The sequence below is a fragment of the Mycobacterium ostraviense genome (assembly GCF_002705925.1).
Taxonomy (GTDB): Bacteria; Actinomycetota; Actinomycetes; order Mycobacteriales; family Mycobacteriaceae; genus Mycobacterium; species Mycobacterium ostraviense.
On sequence record NZ_NKRE01000001.1, the window covers coordinates 3,149,192 to 3,172,073 of the forward strand.

18 protein-coding genes are annotated in these 22,882 nt (G+C 66.7%); 14 read left to right on the top strand and 4 right to left on the bottom strand.

Features of this window, described 5'->3' with window-relative positions; all coding sequences use genetic code 11:
* Window positions 1–5 precede the first annotated feature (5 nt).
* Window positions 6–2,075, bottom strand: a complete 2,070-nt coding sequence (locus CDN38_RS14355; protein WP_201258242.1) for a spermine/spermidine synthase domain-containing protein — start codon at window positions 2,073–2,075, stop codon at window positions 6–8.
* A 1,054-nt stretch (window positions 2,076–3,129) separates the two neighbouring features.
* Here CDN38_RS14355 and CDN38_RS31835 point away from each other — a divergent pair.
* Together CDN38_RS31835 and CDN38_RS14365 are read left to right on the top strand one after the other, a co-directional pair.
* Window positions 3,130–3,468, top strand: coding sequence for a reverse transcriptase domain-containing protein (locus tag CDN38_RS31835; RefSeq protein WP_267888212.1), 339 nt, complete (start codon window positions 3,130–3,132; stop codon window positions 3,466–3,468).
* Between the two features lie 37 nt (window positions 3,469–3,505).
* A complete protein-coding gene (locus tag CDN38_RS14365) occupies window positions 3,506–3,772 on the top strand; it encodes a group II intron maturase-specific domain-containing protein (protein ID WP_075509166.1) in 267 nt (88 codons plus the stop codon).
* A 401-nt stretch (window positions 3,773–4,173) separates the two neighbouring features.
* On the opposite strand, the gene CDN38_RS14375 is transcribed toward CDN38_RS14365, so the two are convergent.
* Window positions 4,174–4,902 carry a YoaK family protein gene (locus CDN38_RS14375; protein WP_082276930.1) on the bottom strand — a complete coding sequence of 243 codons (729 nt, stop codon included), beginning with the start codon at window positions 4,900–4,902 and terminating at the stop codon, window positions 4,174–4,176.
* Window positions 4,903–5,375: 473 nt separating this feature from the next.
* Here CDN38_RS14375 and CDN38_RS14380 point away from each other — a divergent pair, with 473 nt between their 5' ends.
* Window positions 5,376–7,037, top strand: a complete 1,662-nt coding sequence (locus CDN38_RS14380) for a PE family protein (RefSeq protein ID WP_099319018.1) — start codon at window positions 5,376–5,378, stop codon at window positions 7,035–7,037.
* A 33-nt stretch (window positions 7,038–7,070) separates the two neighbouring features.
* Entirely contained in the window at window positions 7,071–8,333 is a 1,263-nt protein-coding gene (locus tag CDN38_RS14385) for a DegT/DnrJ/EryC1/StrS aminotransferase family protein (protein ID WP_075512989.1), read from the top strand.
* Window positions 8,334–8,347: 14 nt separating this feature from the next.
* Here the strand turns inward: CDN38_RS14385 and CDN38_RS14390 are convergent, their stop codons facing one another.
* A complete protein-coding gene (locus CDN38_RS14390; protein ID WP_075512988.1) occupies window positions 8,348–9,712 on the bottom strand; it encodes an FAD-binding protein in 1,365 nt (454 codons plus the stop codon).
* 190 nt (window positions 9,713–9,902) lie between these two features.
* On the opposite strand from CDN38_RS14390, the gene CDN38_RS14395 reads away from it, so the two are divergent.
* Both CDN38_RS14395 and CDN38_RS14400 read left to right on the top strand, forming a co-directional pair.
* Window positions 9,903–11,831, top strand: coding sequence for a N,N-dimethylformamidase beta subunit family domain-containing protein (locus CDN38_RS14395; RefSeq protein ID WP_180276329.1), 1,929 nt, complete (start codon window positions 9,903–9,905; stop codon window positions 11,829–11,831).
* The gene (locus CDN38_RS14400) at window positions 11,828–13,123 is read left to right on the top strand and encodes a hypothetical protein (RefSeq protein ID WP_075512986.1); all 1,296 of its coding nucleotides are present in this window, start codon (window positions 11,828–11,830) and stop codon (window positions 13,121–13,123) included. Before CDN38_RS14395 ends, CDN38_RS14400 begins: the two co-directional genes overlap by 4 nt.
* A 59-nt stretch (window positions 13,124–13,182) precedes the next feature.
* On the opposite strand, the gene CDN38_RS14405 is transcribed toward CDN38_RS14400, so the two are convergent.
* Complete coding sequence (locus CDN38_RS14405) at window positions 13,183–14,433, bottom strand: threonine synthase (protein WP_233026881.1); 1,251 nt, start codon at window positions 14,431–14,433, stop codon at window positions 13,183–13,185.
* Window positions 14,434–14,763: 330 nt separating this feature from the next.
* Between CDN38_RS14405 and lpqS (CDN38_RS14410) the strand changes: the two genes are divergently transcribed.
* The 8 genes from lpqS (CDN38_RS14410) (at window position 14,764) to CDN38_RS14445 (ending at window position 22,798) form a co-directional block, all read left to right on the top strand.
* Window positions 14,764–15,207, top strand: coding sequence for a putative copper homeostasis (lipo)protein LpqS (lpqS, locus tag CDN38_RS14410; RefSeq protein ID WP_477497716.1), 444 nt, complete (start codon window positions 14,764–14,766; stop codon window positions 15,205–15,207).
* Window positions 15,208–15,307: 100 nt separating this feature from the next.
* Window positions 15,308–16,474: a PLP-dependent cysteine synthase family protein gene (locus tag CDN38_RS14415; RefSeq protein WP_099319393.1), complete on the top strand. Its 1,167-nt coding sequence runs from the start codon at window positions 15,308–15,310 to the stop codon at window positions 16,472–16,474.
* Window positions 16,471–16,740, top strand: a complete 270-nt coding sequence (locus tag CDN38_RS14420) for a hypothetical protein (protein ID WP_075512984.1) — start codon at window positions 16,471–16,473, stop codon at window positions 16,738–16,740. Before CDN38_RS14415 ends, CDN38_RS14420 begins: the two co-directional genes overlap by 4 nt.
* Window positions 16,737–17,828: an alpha/beta fold hydrolase gene (locus CDN38_RS14425; RefSeq protein WP_075512983.1), complete on the top strand. Its 1,092-nt coding sequence runs from the start codon at window positions 16,737–16,739 to the stop codon at window positions 17,826–17,828. Before CDN38_RS14420 ends, CDN38_RS14425 begins: the two co-directional genes overlap by 4 nt.
* A 276-nt stretch (window positions 17,829–18,104) precedes the next feature.
* Window positions 18,105–18,539 carry a putative copper homeostasis (lipo)protein LpqS gene (gene lpqS, locus CDN38_RS14430; protein ID WP_233428407.1) on the top strand — a complete coding sequence of 145 codons (435 nt, stop codon included), beginning with the start codon at window positions 18,105–18,107 and terminating at the stop codon, window positions 18,537–18,539.
* A 100-nt stretch (window positions 18,540–18,639) separates the two neighbouring features.
* Window positions 18,640–19,806, top strand: coding sequence for a PLP-dependent cysteine synthase family protein (locus CDN38_RS14435; RefSeq protein ID WP_099319394.1), 1,167 nt, complete (start codon window positions 18,640–18,642; stop codon window positions 19,804–19,806).
* Window positions 19,806–21,143, top strand: coding sequence for an MDR family MFS transporter (locus CDN38_RS14440; RefSeq protein ID WP_099319021.1), 1,338 nt, complete (start codon window positions 19,806–19,808; stop codon window positions 21,141–21,143). Before CDN38_RS14435 ends, CDN38_RS14440 begins: the two co-directional genes overlap by 1 nt.
* 152 nt (window positions 21,144–21,295) lie before the next feature.
* Window positions 21,296–22,798 (top strand): multicopper oxidase family protein, encoded by a 1,503-nt coding sequence (locus CDN38_RS14445; RefSeq protein WP_269821510.1) that lies wholly within the window; start codon window positions 21,296–21,298, stop codon window positions 22,796–22,798.
* Window positions 22,799–22,882 lie beyond the last annotated feature (84 nt).

Below are 22,882 nucleotides of genomic sequence, written 5' to 3' on the forward strand. Positions count from 1 at the left end.
CGGGGTCAAACGGTGACCAGCGCCCCGTCCAGTTTCGGGGTCAGCACGAACGCGAGCAGGTAGAGCACCCCGACGACGATCAGCAGATTGCGGTAGCCGGTCACCAGGGCGCCATATTCGAGGCAGCCCCCCAGGATGGAACCGAGCAGGTTGATGGCGAACGCTGACTGTGCCTGCTCGGTGGCGGCGAAGCGTTTGGCAAAGGCGATGTTGGCCAGGTAAATCGGCAGGAACCCGACCACGCAGGCCACCAGCAGTCGCGGCCAGAACGGCCAACTCAGCAACCAGGCCGGGTCGACCACGTACGCCATCGCCAGGGACGCGACGATGGTCCCCCACACCACGGGAAGCGGTGGAGTGCGGAATTTCCGGGTGGTCTCGACGGCCGCCAGGACGATCACCAGCACCCCACCGAAGACCAGCGCGTTCACCAGCCAGGTGGTGCCGAACAACAGCGCGAAGGTAGCGATGTTCTTGGTCTCCAGCAGCAGGAACGCGGCGCCCATGAAGAAGAGGTCGACGTAGGACCGCATCGATCGAAACGAGCCGCCCAGCAGCCGGACCGCGAGCAGCGTGGTCAGCATGATTCCGGCCAGTGCCCACAGATACATAGTCGGGATCGCGCCGCCCTTGTAGTAGGGGAACGGGCGGTCGTCGGTGGCGGGCGAGACGACCTCGTTCGGCGGTGCGTACGGCGCGGCGCACTTCTGATTGGCCGGATCGACCGCGACGGTGATCACCGCACGTTGAGTGGCCGTCCGGTCGACGCACGGCCGATGTCCGAAGGTGGCGGCCGCCGTCTCGGCCAGCCGGTCGATCAGCCAGGGCTGGCGATAGGCGTTGTACATCGCGAAGACACCGCTCGGCTTGAGGTGCTCGTAGGCCGTCCGTAGCGCGCGGTCGGTGAACAGGAACGATTCCAGGCGAATCTGCGAAGCGCCGTTGACCAGAGCCAGCGAGTCCGGCAGCGCGAACAGGATCAGATCGTAGGTGGCGTCAGTCGATTGCAGGAAGGCCCGGCCGTCGTTGATGTGCACGGTGACGCGTGGGTCCGCGTAAGCCTGGTCGGGGTTGCGCCCGACGCCGATCTGCACCAGCCGCGGGTCGATGTCCACCGCGTCAACGTGCTTGGCGCCCTTGGACAATGCAATGGCGACATCGGACCCCGACCCCGCCCCGACGACGAGCACGTTATCCAGGCGCAGCGTGTTCGTCCGCTCGTAGGGCACGCGGTATTGCTGGTATGCCGGAGCGGACTGGGTGAGAATCCAGTCCGCGGGCGCCATCACCTGGTGCGGGATGCCGTTGACCGAGATCGTCACCAGCGTCGCGCCGTCCCACGACCTATGGCCCCAGGTCTGCACCTTGTAATAAGGCGACCAAGAGACGCCGGCCGTGATCGACTCCGCCAGCAGAACGAGGATCAGCCCGGCACCCGAGATCACGGTCACCACTTTGAATCCACGCTGGTTCAGCGCCACCAGCATGACGGCGGCGATCGTCCCCCACACCACCGACGGCGCCCGCAGGAAAGACAGCAGCGTGAACATGCCGATGCCGAGCAGCGAACCGATCAGGTCCCAGCGGTAGCAGGTGAGCGCATCGAGTTGCCCGAAGCAGCGGCCGACCACCTCGCCCGGTCCGGCCATCAGCGCCGCGACGACGACGAAGACCGCGGGAAGCACGATCCAAGCCGGTAGGCCGCTGGGGCTGACCGATGTGAAGTAGATGAGGTCGCTGCCGCTGCGGTTCAATCTGATCGGAAACAGATGCACGGCGAGCAACAGCACCATCAGCAGCACGCTGGACAGCGGCAGGATCGACCAGGATTTCCGGGAGATCAAGAAGCCCATGCCGATGCCCAGGAACGAGCCGAGCAACACGAAGTTGGTGAAGTACGACAGATGCAGCACGTTCGACCCCAGCCAGCGGATCAGGACGAGCTCGATGAACAGTGTCGCCGAGCTGCCCAGCACCAATCGGGCGATGACGGCCCGGGCACCGCGCCCTATGGCCCGCTCGGGCGCCGGTTGCCCGGGCCGGGTCGAGGTCGGGGCCCGCAGCGAGGAGCTCACCGCCGCATCATGACATGTCGTGATCGCCGTCGAGGCCGTTGAGCAAATAGTCGCCGAATCGCGACGGGCTTAAGCGGGGCTTAAGCCGACAATACGCGCGCCCAGCGCGTTAGGAGGTGATGGTCCAGAGATCATGACCTGATGGGAAGCTCGTCGTCGCCTGCCGGTGAAAGCCCGGCCCGGGTAGTTGCCAGGAAGCCCGGTAGCAGGCTGGCGGCTCGGTCTGGAAACGGGTCGGGTCGAAGCCCAGCGTCAAAAGCCACGGTGGTGGAAGCAACTGAGCGGTCCGTAGCGTGAAGCGAAGCCTGCCGCGTCGTTAGGGGATAAGACGGTGCCGAGCCGCGGTAATCACGGCGAAGGCCATGGAAGCGGTGAAGATCCTGGAGATGCAGCCGTGAAGGACTGTCCGGCGTACGGGGCTCGGAACGTTCAAAAGGTGGCGACGGGAACTGGGGAGCCCCTCCCCAGCCGGAACCGATCGCGGTGTCGGTGGAAGAGCCCTGCCCTATAACCGGTGAGGAGCCGGGAAGTGGGTGGGGTGTCGGGAGGGAGTCGGAGGCGGCCGTAGTACCGATCGAGCCGCGGGACAAAAGTTGAGGGCGGAGCCGAAGCTGGCGGCCGCTGCCCGTGCGCAGGGTGTTGATCCCCAGGCCGGATAGCAGCGACTTCAGGCCGTTGGCGATCGCGGCGGTTCGTGACCGCATCGTGCAGGCCGCGTTGAAGATCGTGCTCGACCGATCTTTGAGGCCGATTTTCTGTCGTGCAGTTTCGGGTTTCACCCGAAGCGTTCGGCGCACGATGCCCGGCAAGTTCTCGTGGATGAGGCCTGGCAGGGACGACGGTGGGTGGTCGAAACCGATATCGCCAACTGCTTTTCGGCGATACCGCATGACAAGTTGATGCAAGCGGTCGAGGAACGCATTAGCGACCGAACCGTCTTGACGCTTCTGCGGGCGATGTCGCGCGCCGGGGTGTTCAAAGACGGCCAGGTCCGCGAGAGGTCACCGGAACTCCGCAAGGGGGGCCGCTTTCGCCGCTTTTGTGCAACGTGTATATGCACCGACTGGACCGAGTGTGGGATACCCGAGTGCACGGGGTGCTGGCGCGCTACTGCGATGACCTGGTGGTCATGTGCAGCACCCGACAACAGGCTCAGGATGCGCTGGCGCGACTGAAGGCCGTGCTGGCGGGCTTGGGCCTAGAAGTGAAGGCGACCAAGACCCGGATCGCGCACCTCACCGAAGGCAAGGACGCGGAGGGATTTGATTCCTCGGCTTTCACCATCGGTGGGTGCGAGCCCGGGGCACGGTCAGTCCGCGCCGGGTGTGTTTCCTGGCTCGCTGGCCTTCGCGCAAGGCGACCCAGCATGCCCGCGACCGGATCCGTCAACTGACGGAGCGCAAGCGGTTGTTGCTGCCGGACGATGGGTCGTGCAGGACCTCAACCAGTTCCTGCGCGGCTGGGGCGGATACTTCCGCTACGGAAACTCCGCCCGGGTATTCGATGCGATCAGTCAATACGCCCTGGAGCGGTTCGCGGCGTTTGTGGGCAAGCGCCATAAACGCAGCCGACGTTGGGGGATGAGGAAGGTGACCTGCGCGTCTCCGGATAACCTCGGACTGATCACCTTGTGCGGAACCGTCATTGCCCCCAGGCCATTCCGGTCCTGGCGGGCACCGGCCGAACGCCGACGGTGAAGAACGTCGGAGAGCCGTGCGTGTGCGGGAAAACCGCATGCACGGTTCGACGGGGAGGGGCTGGAAACGGAGCCCAGGCCACGGCGCCAGCCCCGCACCCTACGGTTCAGTTAAGGTTACATGGGTGTAATTTGCGGGGCATGCCTCGTGCGGGTTGGCGTAAGCCTGAGTCGGATCGCCGGTTGTCGGATTTGGTGTCGGTGGGGGTGCTGACGCGGGTGTTTCCCGCGGCGGGCACCGCCCCGGCGGTTACTGCTGATCGGGGCCGGCGGGGTCGGCGGCCGCTGCACCGGGGCGGGTGGATCTGCAAAGTTGAGGTCGCTGAGACTCCCTGCAGCACTTTCGTAGTCACCAAGAATCGCGGCGGCCGACCCGCGGGCGAGCGCATTCATGACGTCGGCTCATGACGGTGCGTCCCCTTGAGAGGCGGGTTGGAGCGCGGGCGTCGTGTCAACAGCGAGCGAGCGATGCCAGCGAAAACGCACCACGTGTGCGACTGCCAGACCCGCGCACGCGACGGCCGCCGGGATCAGCGCGTGGTCGCGGATCCGGCCGCCGAGAATCACGCCGCCGGCGGCACCACCGATGAATAGCAGGATCGTCGACGTCAGCAGCGCCGCTTTCCAGCTATCCATTCCGTGACGGTGACTACGCGCCACAAGCAGGCCGAGATCAGTGATTGTGCCGGTGAAGTGAGTGGTGCGGATGGGCATCCCCGGGAAACTGGAAGTCATTCCGTTCTGCAATCCGCACGCCGCGGCGGCCAGCGGCGCCCTGATCAACGGGTGCTCGATACCGGCGGCGGCCAACAACAGAGCTGCTTCTCCCAGTAGCACCACGGCGTGGCGCGGGCCAGTAGAGCTTTGCGTGGGAGCAAGCAGGACACCGGCCCCCAGAACGCCGATCAGAAATCCCGCGACGATCGCCGCGATCATTCCAGCCGGATGAAGTAGTGGATTGGTGGTGTGCTGGCCGATTTTTGTGGTCAACGCCGTCAGGTTGCCTACCGGATATACCCACACCAGAAGGGCCACCGAGTTGACCCAACCGGCGACTGCGGCCAGCAGTCCGCTGTAGACGAGCAGGAGCGCGCGCGGGTCCCGTATCTGTGGGCATTCCATAGGCGGCATCGAGCCTCCCCTCTGGTGATCGTTGCGGCTCGTTGGCCAGCGTCGCAGGTCGAATATCAGATCGCTGGTGTGCTTGTCGGACATGTTCGTGCTGCGGTGTCAACGGCGAGCATGCCGTCTGGCTAGCTGTGGGCGAGGTGTGATGCGTAAGACGGCGAAGCCGCTTTGCGGATTGTAACTCCATCATCGGTGATGGGCTTGTGGGTTGTCAGCCAGCGAGAACTTTCAACTACGCCTTGCAAGACGCATCGCGCAGGCCAGCCCAACGCACTACGGCGCTTCGCACCAGTTTCGCAGTCAATGTCAAATTAGTTGATATTGACGCGGCTAGGCATGTAAACAACCTTTACATTTGCCTGGCATAATATAACTAATTTATAACTGTGCAGTATCGTTAGTATAACGAGCGCCATCTGAGCTGGACCTAGTCGATACGATGCGCTTCTTCTAACATGCGATCGAGAGAATCTGCCATGACATTTTTGTTTACACGGCCGGACATAATGATTGCGGCAGCGACGGATCTAGCCGGTATCGGGTCGACGATCAACAGCGCCACCGTCGCGGCGGCTGCACCCACCGTCAATGTGCTGGCTGCCGGAGCCGACGAGGTTTCCGCGGCGATCGCGGCGCTTTTCGGCGCGCACGCCCAGCAGTACCAGTCGATGAGCGCCCAGGCCTCGGCACTGCACAGCCAGTTCGTGCAGACGCTGAACGCGGCCGGCAACGCCTATGCCGGTGCCGAAGCAGCCAACGTGCAGCAGCAGCTCCTTAACGCGATCAACGCACCGACCCAAGTGGCCCTGGGCCGTCCGCTGATCGGCAACGGTGTTGACGGGGCGGCGGGTACCGGGCAAGCGGGCGGTGCCGGAGGGCTGTTGTACGGCAACGGCGGCAATGGCGGATCCGGAGGCGCGGGTCGGGCCGGCGGCAACGGCGGTGCCGCCGGGTTGATCGGCAACGGCGGGGCCGGTGGCTACGGCGGGCTGGGGGCCAGCGGTGGCAACGGTGGGGCCGGTGGGCTGCTGTACGGCAACGGTGGGGCAGGCGGTTTCGGCGGATTGTCCGGTGGCAGCGGCGGCAACGGCGGCAGTGCCGGGCTGTGGGGCACCGGCGGTGCCGGCGGTGCCGGCAGCGCGGGTGGCAATGGGAACAACGGAGTCAACCCCGTGCAGAGCTTCACGGGGTCGGCGACGGACGGCCCCGCCGGTGCACCGGGTGAACCCGGCGGCAATGGCGAGCCCGGCCACCCCGGACTTCCCGGCCAGGCCGGCGGTAACGGCGGATCCGGGTACAGCGATGCCCGTGACCCCGAACTACTGTCGAACACAGGCGGTAACGGCGGCGCCGGGGGGGCCGGGGGCGACAATGCGCCCGGCGGTACCGGCGGTCCCGGGGGCAACGGCAATCTCGTCGGCGGAACGGGCGGTGTGGGCGGCGACGGCGGGCCCGGCGGGACGGGCGGGAACGGCGGCGACGGCGGAAACGTCTTCTACAACTTTGATGTCGCAACCGGAGGCGCCGGCGGAAATGGCGGAAACGGCGGTGCCGGTGCGCCCGGTGGCACTGGCGGCAGCGGCGGCCTGAACTATACAGCGGACCCAGAGGGAGGTGCCCTTCAAGGTCCCGGTGGTGCGGGTGGTCGCGGTGGCGACGCCAATGGCCTGTTGAGTGCCGGCGGCAACGGTGTCGCGGGTGGTAACGGCGGCGCCGGTGGCCGGGGCGGGCTGTTGTTCGGCGACGGCGGTGCCGGCGGTGGCGGCGGTCTCGGGGGTGCCGGGGGCATCGGAGCCGCGGGTGGGCCCGGTGGTGCCGGCGGTGCCGGCGGCACCACCCCCGACGGTGTTTTTCGCGGTGGCCCGGGCGGCGACGGCGGTGACGGCGCGCCCGGTGGCGCGGGGGGAGCCGGCGGTAACGGTGGCGCGGGCGGCGGGGCTGGGCCGCTCAGCCGGCCGCGCCACCGTTACCGCGCCGGATACTTCCTGTTCGCTGCCACTGCACACTTCCTTCCTCCAGGCTCTCAAGATCAAACCTGGTTCGGAAGTCTCCGAGAAACCGGGGGAAGCACACCGCCTCACCCGGACGCCGGCCGGGCTCGCCGCCCATTTCGGCTGGCCTGGATGCCTGCCACGTAAGGTGATCGTCTCGAAGCAGGGCCTGGAGGTGTCATGGCAGAGTTGGCGTTGCACGGGGGTGCCCCGCTGTGGTCGGGCGGCTGGCCCGAGTGGCCGCAGTACGACCAGGCCACGATCGAACGCGTCACCGCGGCCCTGACCAGTGGCCGATGGACGCTGACCGGCGGCTGGACCGGCGTCGAGCCCTATGAGCGCCGGTTCGCCCGGCGCTTCGCCGAGTTCCTCGGGGTCCCGTATTGCGTGAGCACCGACCACGGTTCCAGCAGCCTTGTCATCGCGTTGGAGGCGGTTGGGGTGGGCGCCGGAGACGAAGTGGTGGTTCCCGTCTTCACCTGGGTCGCCACCGCCACCGCGGTGCTCAACGTCAGCGCCGTGCCGGTCTTCGCCGACGTGGACCCGGGCACCGGCTGTGTCAGCCCGGCAGCGGTGGCCGAGGCGATCACCGAGCGCACCAAGGCACTGGTCGTCGTGCACCTGCATTCTCGGATGGCCGACATGGATGCCGTCGGCGCCATCGCCAAGAGGCACGGCCTGGCCGTGATCGAGGACTGCGCGCAAGCCCACGGCGCCCGCTGGAATGGCCGGGCGGCGGGCTCACTGGGCACCGTCGGCGCATTCAGCATGCAACAGGGCAAGGTGCTGACCTGCGGGGAAGGCGGTGCGGTTTGCACGTCGGACGCGCACCTATACGACCGGTTGCAGCAGTTGCGGGCGGACTCGCGTCGCTACCCGCAGGAGGATCCGGCGATCGGCTATCCCTACCTCACCGAGGCATGCAAGGTGATGGGGACCAACCACTGCCTGCCCGAGCTATCGGCAGCGCTGTTGCTCGACCAGCTGGAGCGGCTGCCGGCGCAGCTGCAACAGCGCGCCCAAGCCGGTGAGCTGCTGGATACCGAAATCGCCCGGGTGCCGGGCTTGCGGCCGCTGGCGCGGCCGGCGCAACTCGACCTGCCTAGCGTGTTCGCCTACGGCGTGCAGCGAGATCCCGACGCGTTCGCCGGTGCGCCCACCGATCGGGTGTGCGCCGCCGTGGCCGCCGAATTGGCTGTACGGGTGTATCGCGCCGACCGTCCGTTACACCAGAACCGGCTGTACTGCCCGGAGACGAAACCGCGCTACCGCTGGCTGCGCGAACGACTGCGGCCGCCGGCCGGCACCCGCTTTCCAGGCGCCGAACATCTCTACGACAACCTGATGCTGCTGCCGCACCGGGTGCTGCTGAGCACTCCGACGGGGCTGGAGGTCGTCGTAGCCGCGTTCCATAAGGTCGCCAGGCACGCAGGGGCACTGTGACGCTGCTGCGGCGATTAGCCCGTCAGTACCCTGGCTGCCATCCAGCGGGCCAGCGCCAGGGTCGTCAGCGACGGGTTCGCGGCGCCCGAGCGGGGAAACGTCGCGGGCCCGACGACATGTCCGCCGGCGGCGGCGGTCAGTTCACCGGTCTCACTCACGTGCGCCCCGCCCAGCGGCAGCGTGCCTGATTCGTGCTCGACGGTCCCCAGCGGCCAGCAGTAGCCGACCGGCACCGCGAGCGGTCCACTCATGACCCGGGTCAGTGCCCGATCGAAGGCGAATGGCGCGTCCAGGAAGTCCGGGAGACGCAAGGCTGTGGCGTGACGTCCGGCAAGGCGTGTCCACAGCTTGGTCAGCTCACGTCGCTGCCCGGCCAGCACCGCGCGGTCGGGTTCGCTCAGCCCTGGTGTGACCAGGCCGTACCAGGGAACCCGTCCCGGGTCGGGGAACGAGACAACATTGTGCTCCGAACGTAACTGCTCGCCCATTGCCCACACATCCAGGAGCGCCTCATGGGCGTTCTCCGGCACCGTCCGGGTGCGCGCGAACAGGTTGGACCGGATGTTGTCGCAAGCCATGTACTCAAACGCGTCCGCCGGCTGCGGCCAGCCCAGCGCGGCGGGCGGCAGCCGAACCACAAAGCCCTGCACCAAGTGGTCGTTCACGCCGGTGAAGGCCGGTGGCCGGTCGGCTCCCGCCAGCTGCGCCACCAGCCTGGTGTTGTCCAGGGTTCCCGCGGCGAGCACCAGGGTGCCGGTGGTGATCGTCTCGGTGTCGCCGGTGCCGATATCTTGCACCCGAACCCCGCTAACTCTGCCCGCCCGGGTCACCAAGGTCAGCGCCTGGCACCCGGTGCGGACCCTGGGCTGGCCCCCGCGCTCGCCGGAGGCCATCCAGCTGGTACAACGGTCCAGCGGTGTGTAGGCGCGCCAGCCGCCGTCGCCGTCTGGGCGCACCGCCTGCGGCACCGCCTGACCCGCAGGCAACACACGCGCCAAGCCGTGGATCTGGCGATCGCGGCTCAGGGTGCCGCCCGCCCAATCCGCCAATTCGCCCTCGACCTGCTCGTAGAGACTCGACAGCGCCGACCGGGCCGGTGCGGGCCAGGCCGGGTCGGCCAGCGCCCACTCCTCGAGCCGCAGCACCACCCCGTGCCAGTCCAGCGATCGCCCGCCGACCAGCCGTTCGCGGCTTGTGCGCACATAATGCGGTGGCGCGGTGCTGACCCATGCCAGCGGGGTCGGGGCCGTCGTGCCGGTGCGTGCGCCGCCGGTCTCGACGACGAGAACGTCGCCAACCCCCGCCGCCACGATTGCACTCGCGCATTCCAAACCGCTCAGCCCGGCTCCCACCACTACCACGTCGGCGGTTTCGCTCATGTCCTGCTGCTCCGTCTCAGCACCCGAACTGCCGGTTTAGCCAAGGTTTAGCGTATACCCCGCGTGGGTATAGATTTGATATCTGACGGGTGGATCGGTTCTCGTGGTATCACCGGACAGCTCGCGTGATCCGCCGCCCGCAGGTAGCGGACGGCAAGCTCGGAGGGTTTGCGTGGACAAAGGATTCCCGGTGCCAGGAGCCTCCAATGGTGGGTCGGCAGGACCGAGATCGGCACGAACCGGACCGCAACGCGAGGTAGCTGCGCAGGTGTACCCGCGCGAGCCGACGGTCCGCCCGGGCGGACGGCTGGTGCTGCACGTGTCGACCGCCGAATCCCGCTACCGAGTCGCGTTCTTCCGGGTCGGCTTGCAAACCGTCCACCTCGGCACCAGTCCACCGTGCCACGGGCACGACCTGTCGCCGGGGCTGCCGGATCAAGACTGGGGCTGGCCACCGGAGGAATTCGACATCCCCGACAGCTGGCCGGGCGGTGTGTATCTCGCCGTGATCACCGCCGCCGACGCCGTGATCGACTCGCCGGATGCGGCGCCCGCTATCGACGCGCGGTCGGGCCGGACGCTGTTCGTGGTCCGGCGACAGGCCGGCGATGGGCCACGGATTCTGTACAAGCTGTCCTGGGCCACCTACCACGCCTACAACGCATCGGGCGGCGGCAGCATGTACCACACGGCGTCGTTCGTGCCCACGGCAACCGCCACGGTGCTGACCACCCGTCGTCCCGGCGGTGGCACCGGTGGTCAACTCTCGTTTCCCGAGGCGATCGACGTCTACGACGAGAGCACCCCGCGCGAAGGGTTCGCGCACTGGGATCTGCCGATGATCCGCTGGCTGGAGCGCGAGGGTGTCGCGGTCGATTTCTGCACCGACCTCGACCTGCATCGCGACCCCGATCTGTTGTCCGGCTACCGGCTCTTGCTCAGTGTCGGCCACGACGAGTACTGGAGCCCGCGGATGCGTCAAGCCGTCCAACAGTTCGTCGCGGCGGGCGGCAACGTCGCCTTCTTCAGCGGCAACACCAGCTGGTGGCGAATTGAGCTGGCCGACAACGGTGATATGACCTGTGTGCACCCGCCGGTCAGCCATCCGAAGGGCGGGCAGTGGTGGCGCAGCGCGCCGGAGAACGCCATGACCGGCGTCAGCTACCGCCGCGGCGGCGGCTGGTGGGACGGCCCGCGAGACCCCGTCGGCTACACGGTGCAGCACGGCGGGCACTGGGCGTACGAGGGTTTGGGTCTGCGCACCGGGGACACGTTCGGCGCCGAGGAACGGTTGGTCGGCTACGAGTGCGACGGGGCGACCCTCGACCGGGGGCCGGACGGCCAGCTGCGGGCCGCCGGCACCGACGGCACCCCGCTGGACCTGGCGGTACTGGGCGTCGCGCAGCTGGGGGAGGGCTGGCAGGATCGCCCGGCGGGAGCGGAAGCCAATGCTGTGCTGGGCGCCTACAGCGCTACCGGGACGGTTTTCACCTGCGGGACCACCGACTGGCCCAGGGTTCTCGAGCAGGGCAATTCGGTGGTGGCTGGAGTGACGCGTAACGTGCTCCGCCGGCTGGTCAACCGGGGGGTGCGGGTGCTGGGACCGTTTCCGGCTCGGCATGGCCGTTGTCTGGCCGTGGCCGGGCAACCGGCGACGTTTCATGTGGCATTGGACCAGCCGGTCCGCGATGGCACCCGGTTCCGGTGGACGCTATCGGCCGGGGATCGGCCCGCTGAACCGGTCGAGGGTGGATTGTCTTGCGCGACAACCGTACCCGACGAGCCGGGGTCGCTGACGGTCACGGTGTTGGTCGAGGATGATGAGGAATGTCTGTTCGGTTGGACGTCCGTGCCGGTGCTGTCGCGGCGGCAGGCCGCCCAGGTCGACGTGTTGTGCGGGCTTAGGGAGCTGGTGATCGCCGCGGTGCCCGCGCTATCGCCGACTGCCGAGGTCGGCGTGGGTAATCGCCCGTTTGGCGATCCGCGATGGGATCCCGTTCGTGATGGGCTGCGCAAGCCGATGGGTGCCGACACCCTCCGAAAGGTGCTGGTGCGTGCGGATCAGTTGGCTCGCATCGCCGCGCCCTTCGTGCAGGAGATCGAGGAGAAAGCGCCATGACCGGGTATCTGACCGGCCGGCAAGCCGCCGAAGAGGCAGGCCCCGACCACCGGCGGTTGTTCGACCACGTCGTCGAACAGTTGGCCGGCCAGTTTCCGGCGGGCCCCGCGATGCCGGTGCTGATTCCCACGGTCGGATTCGGTGGGCAGAGCGGGGCCGTGCTCGATGACACCATCGCCGAACTGGCCCGGCAGCGGTGTTCGGTGCCGATCTCGGTGGTGTTCATGGTTAACCGGCCGGCCAGCAGGCCCGCGGACGACACCATGATGCGGGCGCGTGCGGCCATCTCCCGGGCGGGTTCGGCGGCGGTGCGCTTCGGGATCGCCGAGGTGGTGATGCCTAGCCGGATGGGAGTCGGGGAGCTTCGCCAGCTGATGTTGGACGCGGTGATTCGGGTGCAGCGGCTCGATCCGGCAAGCACCGGTTTTGTCGTCGCCGACGATGACCTGGTGGCGATCCCGGCGGGAGTCCTCGAGGAGCTGCGCCAGGCGGTGACCGGACCGGTGCGGGCCGACCTGGCGGCCGGCCCGGTGCTGTTCGACAGCCGGTGGGCGCCCGCCCCGATGCTGCCGGTGTTCTTCGCCGCCGACGCGCTGCGCGCGCTGCTTGCCGCCAGGTTCATGCGCCGCCACAGCGCCACCGGCGCCGATCCGGAACACACCGAGCAGTTTGCGCGCTACGCGGAGTCGATCGCGCTGAGCGGCAACCTGATGGTGCGCGTCTCCGCGCTGGCCGAGGCCGGCGGGTTCGTCCCGTACAACGAGATCACCGGCGTGCTGCGTGGGGTGCACGCCCTGGGTTCGGCGCGGCTGGTGGGCATTTGGGATTTTCGGCCCGACGACGACAATGTCCTGATGGATCTGTATCGCCGCGCGATGCGGATCAGTGCGCGGCGCGCCTTGGCCGCCTACCTGTCCGCGGGCGTGCCGTCGGTCGCGCAATGGCGGGTGTGCCGCTTCCGATCCTCGCGGGTGGACCCGGTGCGCCTAGCCGAACCTGCCGTGTCCGGCGTCGCCCAACCGATCTCTCGCATGCGCACGCATCAGATCAAGGCGTTGTCCGAAGAGCTGACCGGTGTGCTGTCTGCTACGCTGCGCTACTTCCCTCCGGTCGCCGAAGTAATCACGGATTGCCTTGAAGCGCTAGGGCTTTCGGCTGGATCGGTGTCGATCAGCTTGGGCGGGCACGCGACGGATACCACGGTCCGGGTCAAGTGCGTGTCAGGCTTGCTGGACCGGATTCGGGAGGTGCAGGAAATCAGCACGCCCGGATGCCGCGCAAGGAGCAGCTGAGACAGATGGCGGGCACGCCCGCCAGGCCCGGGGGTGATCCCGGATTCGGGTCCGCATTGTCATCGGCACATGCCCGCCGGCAGCGCGCCCTCGAGGGCTTTCAGGGTGGGTTCGAGGACCGGCAAATTGGGCAGGTGGCTGGCCGCCGGGCCGGGATCCTTCAACCCGGTCGACGTCGACACCAGCACGACGCGCTCATCAGCATCGATCCAGCTCCGCGCGGCCAGCTGCGCAGCGGCGAGTACCGCCAACACGGACGCGCCTTCTGCGAAAAGTCCTTCGCTCGACGCCAATTCGAGTTGCATGCGAACAATCGCGTCATTGCTTGGTTCGGCAACCGCCGTGCCGTCGGTGGCCCGGATTGCGTCCAGTCCCTGATAGGTCGCGACCCGCGTAGCGACCGAGAATGCAGTCGAGGGCCGAGTGGGAACGGTCGGCTGCTTTCCCGGTGGGGATTGCAGCCCGCGGGCATAGGCGCCAAACGGGTCGACCGCGACCAACCTGGGCATGCGGGTGCTAAGGCCGAGTTCGACGAGGTCGGAAAATCCCCTGCGAATACCGGCCAATCCGTCACCATAGGCTGTTGGTACGACGACAACGTCGGGCGCTTCCCCGAGTTGGCGCCACAGCTCGTAGGCGATCGTCTTGTATCCCTCCACACCAAACGGGTTGGAACCGATCGGGGGGGTCACAACCCCGGATATCGGCGTCCAGCCGAACGCCTCGACCGCTTGCCGCAGGACCGACCACCGGTCCGGGCCATTCTCGTACGCCACGACGCAGGCGCCATAAGCTTGCATCAGGGTGCTCATCTCCCGCGGCACCGACGACACGGTAAGTACCACGCAGCCAAGCCCGGCCACGGCTGCGTAGGCGGCCACAGCCGCGCCGTGGTTTCCCGTTGAGGAGACGATGACAGTTGAAGCACCGGCCGCCGCTGCCTTGGTGACGGCGGCCGCCGCCAGCCTGTCCTTGAATGACCACGTAGGATTGCGGGCTTCGTCTTTGAGCATGAGTCTGTGCAGCCCAAGCCGAGGCCCCAGCCGATTCAACGGAATTACGGGCGTCTGACCTTCTCCCAAGGTCACCGGAGCATTCTTGGGCGCCAAAGGCAGCAGATCACGGAATCCGAAGATGCCTGGCTGAGACGCCTCGGACGGCAAACAGCCAGCCGTCAGCGCGTATGCGGGGGTGAGATTCACGCCCACGTCGCCGCGGGCGCAACGGGAACAGCCGAACGGTGCTCGGTCTTCTGGTGCTACCTCCCCGCACCGGGGACAACGGAGAAATCCGAGATAGCGCGCGCTCATATCTATGTCTTCTTACACGGAGGAGCCAAGCTGAGGACAGTCGAGGTTGATGTGATCGGTGATGCGAGCAGTCAACGCGCCTGCGGCGTGATCTCGTTGGCCGAGCATCGGTTCGCCTGAGAAACCCGATCTGCTCTCAATTACCTGCCTTCTGCGCATACTCTGCTATCTGCGATCCATCGTGGCATCGGCAGTCACCTTAGTTTTGCGGGCGCACCAGCTGGGCGCGCGCCGTGCAGCCGGGAGCCGGGTTGAGCGGCAGGGCGTCGCCGGAACAAACCTGTACTTGCCGTTGGAAAAGCGTTGGGCGCTGCGGTACCGTTAACGGGTATGGGGTATAGGAGGATCTGGGCGGAAGTCCGGCGCCTCGCTGGATGCAGTCGGCTAGGGCCGCGATCCCTCGTCACCGTGGTGGCTGTGGCGGGGATGCTCGCGCTCGCGGGACACGTCGACATCCTTAGGCCCGTATCCCCGCCATTTCACCCACCGCACCCTTTGGTTTCATCGCTGGGCGTTGAGTCCGTGATCGACATCGACCACCCGCACCTGGACAACGGCTCATTGAGCGCACACCACGAGGCGTTCACGGAGGTCGTGGTGCCCAACTCGCCGTCCACGGCCATAGCCGCACTTGGCTTCGCGGCGGCGATGGTCGTCGTCACAGGTTTGCTGGCCCCACTTGTGGTCCCGGCGGGGCGGGGTCCGCCGGGTGGGTTCGCCGCTGCTTTGACCGGGCAAGATCTGTTGACCCGGTTCTGTCTTTCTCGTCGCTGATTGGTCAGCGCCAGGTCGTTGTGCCTTGTCACGACGGCCGGTGGCCGCTGTCCCTGTCGATGGCCGCGCCTGCGGCCTCACGTTAGAAAGCGACGATCCGATGAACAATCAAATTCCGTCTTTGAAAGCTTTGGACACCCGGGTGCCGTGCAGCGCTCGGGCGGTGCCGCTGGTGAACCGGCAAGTCAGTGCCGGTCAGTGCCAGCCCGTCTCCGGCGGGTTCCGCCAGCCCGACGCTTTGGTCGGCAACACCCCGGTGTTGCGGATCTCGGCGCCGTTGACCGCCGCTGACCGCGGCTTTTGGGCCAAACTTGAAGGGTTTAACCCCGGCGGCAGCATGAAGGACCGCCCCGCGGTGCACATGGTGGAGCGGGCCCGCGCCCGCGGCGAGTTGCGCCCGGGGGCCCGTATCGTGGAATCCACCAGCGGATCCCTCGGGTTGGGGTTGGCGCTGGCCGGGATGGTGTATCGGCACCCGGTCACCGTGGTCACCGACCCGGGAATGGAGCCGATTGTGCAGAATATGCTGCGCGCCTACGGCGCCGAGGTCGACTTGGTCACCGAGCCGCATCCGGTCGGCGGATGGCAACAGGCCCGCAAGGACCGCATCGCGCAGTTGCTGGCCGCTGACTCCGACGCCTGGTGCCCCAACCAGTACAACAATCCCGACAATGTCGAGGCCTACCGGCCGTTGGCGCTGGAGTTGCTCGATCAGCTGGGCCGCGTCGATGTGCTGGTGTGCTCGGTGGGCACCGGTGGCCACTCGGCCGGGGTGGCGAAGGTGCTGCGGCAGGTTAACCCCGACCTGAAGGTGATCGGTGTGGACACCATCGGTTCGACGATTTTCGGTCAACCGGCGACCATGCGGTTGATGCGCGGTTTGGGTTCGAGCATCTATCCCCGCAATGTCGACTACCCGGCCTTTGACGAGGTGCACTGGGTGGCCCCGGCCGAAGCGGTCTGGGCGGCGCGTGCCTTGGCGGCCACTCACCACGCCAGCGGTGGCTGGAGTGTGGGTGCGGTCGCTTTGGTGGCGGGCTGGGCGGCGCGCACCATGGCGGCGGACACCAGCATCGCGGCGGTGTTCCCCGATGGTCTGCAACGCTACTTCGACACCATCTACAACGATGACTACTGCCGCGGGCACGGGCTGCTCGACCAGCTGCCCCCCCACGAGCCGGCCGTCATCGACCACCCGTCGCAACAGGTCGTGCAGTCCTGGACCCGGTGCGCCACCGTCGTCGACCCCACCGGAGCGATGCGATGAGGGCGTTGCCTGCGCAGCTGCGCAGCTTCGACCGGCCCAGCCGGATGCTGATGATCAACCAGTTCGGCATCAACACCGGCTTGAATGCCCAGCCATCTCCTCGAGGACGCGAGCATGTCCGCGACACCCGCTCCGCCGCCGGCGAGCGAACCACCAGGGGCGCCGCCCTCGGGTTGCATGACGTCGGGACGGCGCAACGCCTACGCAGCGGCATCGAATCGGTGGAAGGACGGCGATACCGGCATGGTTTGCGAGGTGCGGCGTGAACGTCGGCCAGCGCGAAATCGGCGCAAGCGCACGAGCAACGAATCACTGGTCCCGGGGCGAGTTCGAGTACCGAACCGTCACCACCAGTGACGGTGTGGCACTGGCGGTGCGTGATTACGGATCGTCAACGGCGGCCCATACGGTCGTGCTACTGCACGGCTTCTGTCTGAACAAAGATTCTTGGGACATACAAATCCGCCACTTGATCCGTCAGTGGGGCAGCAGGATTCGGATCATCAGCTACGACCATCGTGGTCATGGCGAGTCTTCTGATGCGCCAATGCACACCTACCGCATCGAGCACCTCGCGTCGGATCTCGCTGAGTTGCTGGTGGCCCTTGGCGTCGCCGGACCGCTCACCCTCGCTGGGCATTCGATGGGCGGTATGACAGCGCTGGCCTATCTGGGCCGACCCGCCGGTCAGCGGCCTGTTGAACCGCATGCCCTCATCCTTATCGCTAGTGCTGCGGGGAAACTGTGCGAACGGGGATTGGGCCGGCTCCTTGCCAGCCCGGCCGTGCGCCTCCTGTATGCGTTGGTGCAGCGCGCGCCCCAAAGGGTTGCCGATGAGGCGGTCCGGGTGTTGGCCCGGCCGGTGTGCAGCGCAATGACCAGGTATGCCGGATACGGCACAGCGGCCGCGGAGACGCTGGTCGCGGTGTCCGCGGGGAGCATCAACGACACCCGGGTGAGAACGAAAGTGGGCTTCCTGCCCGGGCTGAAAGCCTATGACCACTACCGGACGCTGGGTTCTGTGTATGCCAAGACAACCATCATCAGCGGCGGGGCGGACCGATTCACCCCACCCGCACACGCCCGTGATCTCGCTGCCGGTATCCGCGATGCCACCCATCTGTACCGCTCCGCCGCGGGGCACATGCTTTTGCATGAGGAACCGCGGTTAGTCACTGAAGCGATCAGCCGCACGATCGCATGTTCTAGCGCGACTGTCCACGGCCAGGTGAACGACGTCATTACGCCCGGCCAACGAGCCGGCACCGCCCGGTCGCTGATGAGCCGCACTTCCGTACGGCAGACGACCGGTGTCGGTGACCAACCACCGGCCCTTCTTGCCGGCACGGGTTAGGGTTTCGGAGTGCTGGGTGTGATCACACTGCCAGGTGCTCATCCGATCGTGCAGTTGGGAACACGTGAATCCGGGCGGTGTTCAGCCCGTGCCGATGGCACGCGGTCGCGATGGGTTGCGCAAACCGATGGCTTGTCGGCACCTTGCCGAAACATCCGTTTCCTACTACCCTGTGGGGGTATGGGGATGTCGGCGAAGGCGGATGGCCGCCACGTGCTGTCTGGACGCCCGTCCCATCCAGCAGACCCTCACTCACGCTGGTATCGATCAGGCACCGTGAGCTTGCAGGACGCGGGGCGACCGCAGCGGTGGCGATCCACCGCCACCGCGGTTGCGGCTGTCGCCACGATGGTCGTGATGTGGGTGCTAGTCATCGGCGCGCATTCCGAACTGCGGTCCGAACCCCCGGCGTCTCATCCGGCGCACGCTTTGGTTTCATCGCTGGGCGGTGAATTCGCGGTCAATATCGGTCACTCTCACCTCGAGAACCGCTCCTCAAGTGCACACCACCACGAAGCGATCACCGCCGCGGTGCTGCCGGGTTCGCCCGGTACCACGTTTGCTGCCTTGGGTTTCGTGGTGGCGGCGGTTGCTGCCGTCGGGTTGCTGGCCCCACTTGTGGTCCCGGCGGGGCGGGGTCCGCCGGGTGGGTTCGCCGCTGCTTTGACCGGGCAAGATCTGTTGACCCGGTTCTGTCTTTCTCGTCGCTGATTGGTCAGCGCCAGGTCGTTGTGCCTTGTCACGACGGCCGGTGGCCGCTGTCCCTGTCGATGGCCGCGCCTGCGGCCTCACGTTAGAAAGCGACGATCCGATGAACAATCAAATTCCGTCTTTGAAAGCTTTGGACACCCGGGTGCCGTGCAGCGCTCGGGCGGTGCCGTTGGTGAACCGGCAAGTCAGTGCCGGTCAGTGCCAGCCCGTCTCCGGCGGGTTCCGCCAGCCCGACGCTTTGGTCGGCAACACCCCGGTGTTGCGGATCTCGGCGCCGTTGACCGCCGCTGACCGCGGCTTTTGGGCCAAACTTGAAGGGTTTAACCCCGGCGGCAGCATGAAGGACCGCCCCGCGGTGCACATGGTGGAGCGGGCCCGCGCCCGCGGCGAGTTGCGCCCGGGGGCCCGTATCGTGGAATCCACCAGCGGATCCCTCGGGTTGGGGTTGGCGCTGGCCGGGATGGTGTATCGGCACCCGGTCACCGTGGTCACCGACCCGGGAATGGAGCCGATTGTGCAGAATATGCTGCGCGCCTACGGCGCCGAGGTCGACTTGGTCACCGAGCCGCATCCGGTCGGCGGATGGCAACAGGCCCGCAAGGACCGCATCGCGCAGTTGCTGGCCGCTGACTCCGACGCCTGGTGCCCCAACCAGTACAACAATCCCGACAATGTCGAGGCCTACCGGCCGTTGGCGCTGGAGTTGCTCGATCAGCTGGGCCGCGTCGATGTGCTGGTGTGCTCGGTGGGCACCGGTGGCCACTCGGCCGGGGTGGCGAAGGTGCTGCGGCAGGTTAACCCCGACCTGAAGGTGATCGGTGTGGACACCATCGGTTCGACGATTTTCGGTCAACCGGCGACCACTCGGTTGATGCGCGGTTTGGGTTCGAGCATCTATCCCCGCAATGTCGACTACCCGGCCTTTGACGAGGTGCACTGGGTGGCCCCGGCCGAAGCGGTCTGGGCGGCGCGTGCCTTGGCGGCCACTCACCACGCCAGCGGTGGCTGGAGTGTGGGTGCGGTCGCTTTGGTGGCGGGCTGGGCGGCGCGCACCATGGCGGCGGACACCAGCATCGCGGCGGTGTTCCCCGATGGTCCGCAACGCTACTTCGACACCATCTACAACGATGACTACTGCCGCGGGCACGGGCTGCTCGACCAGCTGCCCCCCCACGAGCCGGCCGTCATCGACCACCCGTCGCAACAGGTCGTGCAGTCCTGGACCCGGTGCGCCACCGTCGTCGACCCCACCGGAGCGATGCGTTAATGGCGTTGCTTGCGCAATTCCGCAGCTTCGACCGGCCCAGCCGGATGCTGATGATCAACCAGTTCGGCATCAACATGGGTTTTTACATGTTGATGCCGTATCTGGCGGCCTACCTCGCCGGCCCACTCGGGCTGGCGGGGTGGGCTGTCGGGCTGGTCCTGGGTGTCCGCAACTTCTCCCAGCAGGGCATGTTCGTCGTGGGCGGCACTCTCGCCGATCGGATCGGTTACAAGCCGTTGATCGTGGCCGGCTGCCTGCTACGCACCGGGGGTTTCGCCTTACTCGTCGTGGCTCACTCCTTACCGGTCGTGCTGATCGCGTCCGCGGCTACCGGTTTCGCCGGCGCGTTGTTCAACCCTGCGGTACGCGCCTACCTAGCCGCCGATTCCGGTGATCGCCGTGTCGAAGCATTCGCGGTGTTCAACATCTTCTATCAGACCGGCATTCTGCTGGGCCCGCTGGTCGGGGTCATCCTGGTGGCCGCGGACTTCCGCATCACCGCGGCAGCCGCGGCGGCCATCTTTGCGGTGCTGACGGTGGCGCAGTTGCTGGCGCTGCCGCAGCATAGCGCCGTTCCGTCATCGGAGAAAACATCGATAATCGATGACTGGCGAGTCGTCATCGCCAACCGGTCTTTCCTGCTGTTCGCCGTGGCGATGATCGGCTCCTACGTGTTGTCTTTTCAGGTCTACCTCGCTCTCCCACTCCAGGCGTCGATCGTGACGAAGCGTTTTGAAACACCTTTAGTGGCAGGAATTTTTGTCGTTTCGGGTCTGGTCGCGGTCGCCGGGCAGCTGCGCATCACCCGCTGGTTCGCCGCACGGTGGGGCCCCGGGCGCAGCCTGGCCATCGGCCTGGCCATGATGGCGGCCTCGTTCTTGCCGCTGGTCGTCATTCCCGACGGCTCTCGGTTAGGGATTCTTGCGGCTGCCGGCGCGCTGCTGGTGTCAGCAGCCATGCTCGCGGTCGGCTCGGCCGCGGTCTTCCCGTTCGAGATGGACACGGTCATGGCGCTGGCCGGAGGACGCCTTGCGGCCACCCATTACGGGTTCTACAACACCATCGTCGGGGTAGGAATCCTTGTGGGCAACCTGGCCACTGGCTGGGCGATGGGCGCGGCACGGCAGCTGGGAGTCGGCGAACTCATCTGGGCAGGACTATTCGTTGTCGGTATTGTCGCCGCTCTGGCCTTACACTTCCTCGACCGCAACCATCACCTACAGCCCAAACGCGCCGCGGAAGAATGTACGACCGGATCGACCGGCGCTGGACGATTCCCCGCGGCTGAACCGGATAATCTTAGGCGTGACGCGGGGCCGGCGCGGTGCGGGAAGTAGCGATTTGGGCGGCAGGTTGGCCTGAGGATGGTGCAGCATTTTAGCCACGGAGTGCCGGTGAACGGAGTGACCGCGCCCGGACGAACACCCTATGTCGGTATGTACCGGCCATTTGACTACCCGGCGAGGAGAACAACAGCGATGAGACCAGCGTGAATGACGGTCGGCTGAGCCGCAGGGCATTTCTCACCGGTTCGGTGGCCGGAGGTGTCGGGTTGGCGCTGGCGGCGTGCGGGCGGTCGACAGTGCCCGCGCCCAATCTCGAGCAGGCTGTTGCTGCGGCGGAGAAGGCTCGCCCGCACACCGGACGCAGTGTTGCCGCGGTGGTGACAGCGCAACCGGCGGCTATTGATCTCGGCGGCCCGATTGCGCGGACGTTGGCCTACGGCGATGGGCTGCCGGGCCCGCTGATTCGCGCTAACGTCGGCGATGAGCTGGCGATTACGGTCAAAAACCGGCTGAGCGGTCCGACCTCGGTGCATTGGCATGGCATCGCGATCCGCAACGACATGGACGGTGTCTTTCCGGCCACGGCGAATATCGCGGCCGGCGGCGACTTCACCTACCGGTTCTCGTCGCCTTACCCTGGCACCTACTGGGCTCACCCACACGGTGACCTGGAAACCGACTATGGGCTTTATCTGCCGTTGATCATCGATGATCCCGCTGAGCCGGGGCGCTACGACGCCGAATGGATCGTTGTCTTCGATGACTGGACCGATGGGATCGGCAGAAGTCCCCAACAGATCTATGACGAGCTGAAGGGGACCCACATGCCCGCTCATGGGTCCGGGTCGGCGGAGATGCCCGCCATGACAGGTGTCGGTAGCAGCGCTTTGCTCGGTGGGGATGCCGGCGATGTCGACTACCCCTATTACCTGGTTAACGGCCGCATTCCGGCGGTGCCGACCACCTTCGACGCCAAACCCGGCCAGCGTATCCGTATCCGTTTGATCAACGTCGGCGCCGACACCGCTTTCCGGGTGGCCCTGGCGGGCCATGTCATGACGGTCACCCACACCGACGGGTATCCGGTGGTGCCCACCGACGTCGATGCCCTGCTGCTGGGCATGGCCGAACGCTACGACGTCATCGTCACCGCAGGCGACGGCGTCTTTCCGCTGGTCGCTGTACCCGAAGGCAAAAAAGCCCAACCGGGGCGGGCCCTGCTGATCACTGCGGCCGGCGCCGCGCCCGACGCCTCCTTTGAACCAGCGGAACTCAACGGCCGAGTCGGCACCGTCGACATGTTCAGCGCTACACCGGCCGCCAGTCTAGGGTCGTCCCAATCGGATGTGAACCTGGCTTTGGAGCTGACCGGTTCGATGATGAACTACGACTGGGCCATCAACGGCAAGCCCTACCCCGACAGCCCGCCGGTGACGGTCAAACAGGGACAGCGCGCCACCCTGGCGTTCACCAACTCCACGACGATGTACCACCCGATGCACCTGCACGGCCACACCTTCCAGGTGATCAAACCCGACGGCAGCCTGGGCGCCCGCAAAGACACCATCAACGTGGTGCCCAACCAGAAACTCAACGCCCTGCTGATCGCCGACAATCCCGGGGCCTGGATGATCCACTGCCACAACACCTACCACCAAGAGGCCGGCATGATGACCAGCCTCAACTACACCGCCTACACCACCTGACTGCTCGCACCCCACGGGCCACGGGTTGACGGCTGACAACTGGCGGTAACCCGGCTGTTGGGTATTCAGGTCGCCATCACAGAG

Coding starts and splice junctions, on each gene's coding strand:
- CDN38_RS31835 (WP_267888212.1), top strand. CDS start 3,130: ATGCACCGACTGGACCGAGTGTGGGATACCCGAGTGCACGGGGTGCTG.
- CDN38_RS14375 (WP_082276930.1), bottom strand. CDS start 4,902: ATGCCGCCTATGGAATGCCCACAGATACGGGACCCGCGCGCGCTCCTG.
- CDN38_RS14380 (WP_099319018.1), top strand. CDS start 5,376: ATGACATTTTTGTTTACACGGCCGGACATAATGATTGCGGCAGCGACG.
- CDN38_RS14385 (WP_075512989.1), top strand. CDS start 7,071: ATGGCAGAGTTGGCGTTGCACGGGGGTGCCCCGCTGTGGTCGGGCGGC.
- CDN38_RS14390 (WP_075512988.1), bottom strand. CDS start 9,712: ATGAGCGAAACCGCCGACGTGGTAGTGGTGGGAGCCGGGCTGAGCGGT.
- CDN38_RS14400 (WP_075512986.1), top strand. CDS start 11,828: ATGACCGGGTATCTGACCGGCCGGCAAGCCGCCGAAGAGGCAGGCCCC.
- CDN38_RS14405 (WP_233026881.1), bottom strand. CDS start 14,433: ATGAGCGCGCGCTATCTCGGATTTCTCCGTTGTCCCCGGTGCGGGGAG.
- lpqS (WP_477497716.1), top strand. CDS start 14,764: ATGGGGTATAGGAGGATCTGGGCGGAAGTCCGGCGCCTCGCTGGATGC.
- CDN38_RS14415 (WP_099319393.1), top strand. CDS start 15,308: ATGAACAATCAAATTCCGTCTTTGAAAGCTTTGGACACCCGGGTGCCG.
- CDN38_RS14420 (WP_075512984.1), top strand. CDS start 16,471: ATGAGGGCGTTGCCTGCGCAGCTGCGCAGCTTCGACCGGCCCAGCCGG.
- CDN38_RS14435 (WP_099319394.1), top strand. CDS start 18,640: ATGAACAATCAAATTCCGTCTTTGAAAGCTTTGGACACCCGGGTGCCG.
- CDN38_RS14440 (WP_099319021.1), top strand. CDS start 19,806: ATGGCGTTGCTTGCGCAATTCCGCAGCTTCGACCGGCCCAGCCGGATG.